Here is a 1,815-nt window from a genome sequence, read left to right on the forward strand (position 1 = left end):
ACTTAGTTGAAGGCTATTACCCATTTTACGATATCTCAGAGGATAAAAGGTTTGTATATATACCTGCACGGTGTGATAAGGAATACACAGATCCAGATGCCTTCAAAAGAGAAAGTGTTGAAATGCATGGGGGCCTCTATGCATATGACTGGTGGGAGAACAGGCTATTCAAACTTGCCGGGGGAAATGTTGTTGCTGTCACAAACAACACCGAAGATGGCTATGTGTACTTCCAGGTACAGGAATGGGTGAATGGAAAACGGAAATACGAATACTACAGGATGAAAAACCCCGAAGAAATGCTGAGAAACTGTCAATGTGAATAGAGATTGCCTTCCATCTTTAATTTTCACTGGTTCTGTTCTCACATCTGCGGGACACATCAACTTTTCAAACCATACTGGATTCATGGCAAAAGCTACTTGAGCGCAAATCACGGGATTGTGTTTGATACAATCTCTCCCAGAGACCTTCCCACCTCGGTGAGGGCATTGAGAGCTGCTGCTTCCCTTGAGCTTCCTGTTCCACTCCTCTGAACCTGCCAGGTCCTTATAACCTCAGCAGTATTTCTGTCATAAAGAGTAGCCTCCCCAACTGCAAGAGCAGTCTGAAAACCCGCAACAGTATCATATTCGACAATCTTAACCTTGTTAATTCTCACAATTTTATGACTATAAGTGATAATATTTCCCGGATTATTTTAACCAATTGCTCTCCTGTTTCAAATTAATCCACACAATTTACAGGTGTAAAAAGGATAAAAACCAACAATAATTTCCCACCAGTTTTAGAAACATTTAGCAGCGTTTATATTTAAGTACAAAGTTAAGGGTAGCTTTTTTGATTGACAAAAAATAGGATTCATTCCCAGGGTATTTGGTACGAAACTAAATACCCAAAGAAGGATGAATCCTGTGGAACTCAAAATTAATTAGTCGCTGGTGAACAATTCCCATTTACACAGGAAGGCAGTAACACCCGTTCAATAATTAGTTTCTAACTCGATATATATCGATGTTTATTAATAAAGCAATGATTTTATTTTATGGATTATACAGAAAATGAGTACCTGGAACAAAAATGACAGCTTGTATGATCTTTTCTCGATATAAAATCGTATTAGGTATGTATTACTCGGATGAACCTTATTTTTTTAACCTTTCCATAATCTCCCTGGTAAGATAAGAAAATTTATTCTTTAATTCTTTAATATTTACTCTTACTAACATCTCTACTGGCCAACGGCTTATCCTGTCAGGAAAATCTTTAACCTTTTCTAATGCAATAGCCATCCAGTATAGGTCAAATCCAGGATCTTTTTTCTTAGCAAGATCTGCAAGTGCCCAAAAATTTTCATTCTCTAAAATAAAATATAGGTCTACTGCATCTCGAGGTTCTACTCTTCCAAAAAAAGCTAAAAGCTTATCTACAGTAATATCTTTATAATCATTTATTTTAACTCCTAGGTCTGATTCTAAAGGTTCCTCAAATCGGAAAGGTGAATCTAATGCAAGTTGAACTCTTACTATCTCATTTTCCTGTGATATTTCAAATTCTACAAAACTTGCAAATCTACGAATAACATTTGTAGAGAATTTCTTTTTTAATTCATCTTCTACTATCCTGGAAAAGGGTAAAATAAGTTCCTTTTCTCCACTAAAAATATCTAAATCATAAGATTTTCTGTGACCTAAATAGAATTCAGCTAATGCTGTTCCTCCAGTGAGATAAAAGTAAGCAAAATCGGGAATATTTTTAACAGTTTCAATAATTCTTTTTTGAAATTTGGATATAATTCCCTTACCTTTTAACATT

3 protein-coding genes are annotated in these 1,815 nt (G+C 35.5%); 1 reads left to right on the forward strand and 2 read right to left on the reverse strand.

From position 1 onward, the window contains the following. Positions 1 to 326, forward strand: a 326-nt coding sequence (locus ACUVXA_RS20480) for a hypothetical protein (protein ID WP_445873147.1), incomplete at its 5' end; no start/stop codon positions are given. Between the two features lie 107 nt (positions 327 to 433). On the opposite strand, the gene ACUVXA_RS20485 is transcribed toward ACUVXA_RS20480, so the two are convergent. Continuing rightward, a complete protein-coding gene (locus ACUVXA_RS20485) occupies positions 434 to 661 on the reverse strand; it encodes a hypothetical protein (RefSeq protein ID WP_445873148.1) in 228 nt (75 codons plus the stop codon). Between the two features lie 484 nt (positions 662 to 1,145). Further along, positions 1,146 to 1,815: nucleotidyl transferase AbiEii/AbiGii toxin family protein (locus ACUVXA_RS20490; protein WP_445873149.1), on the reverse strand; the 670-nt coding region annotated here is incomplete at its 5' end.

Source organism: Candidatus Jordarchaeum sp. (assembly GCF_052745115.1).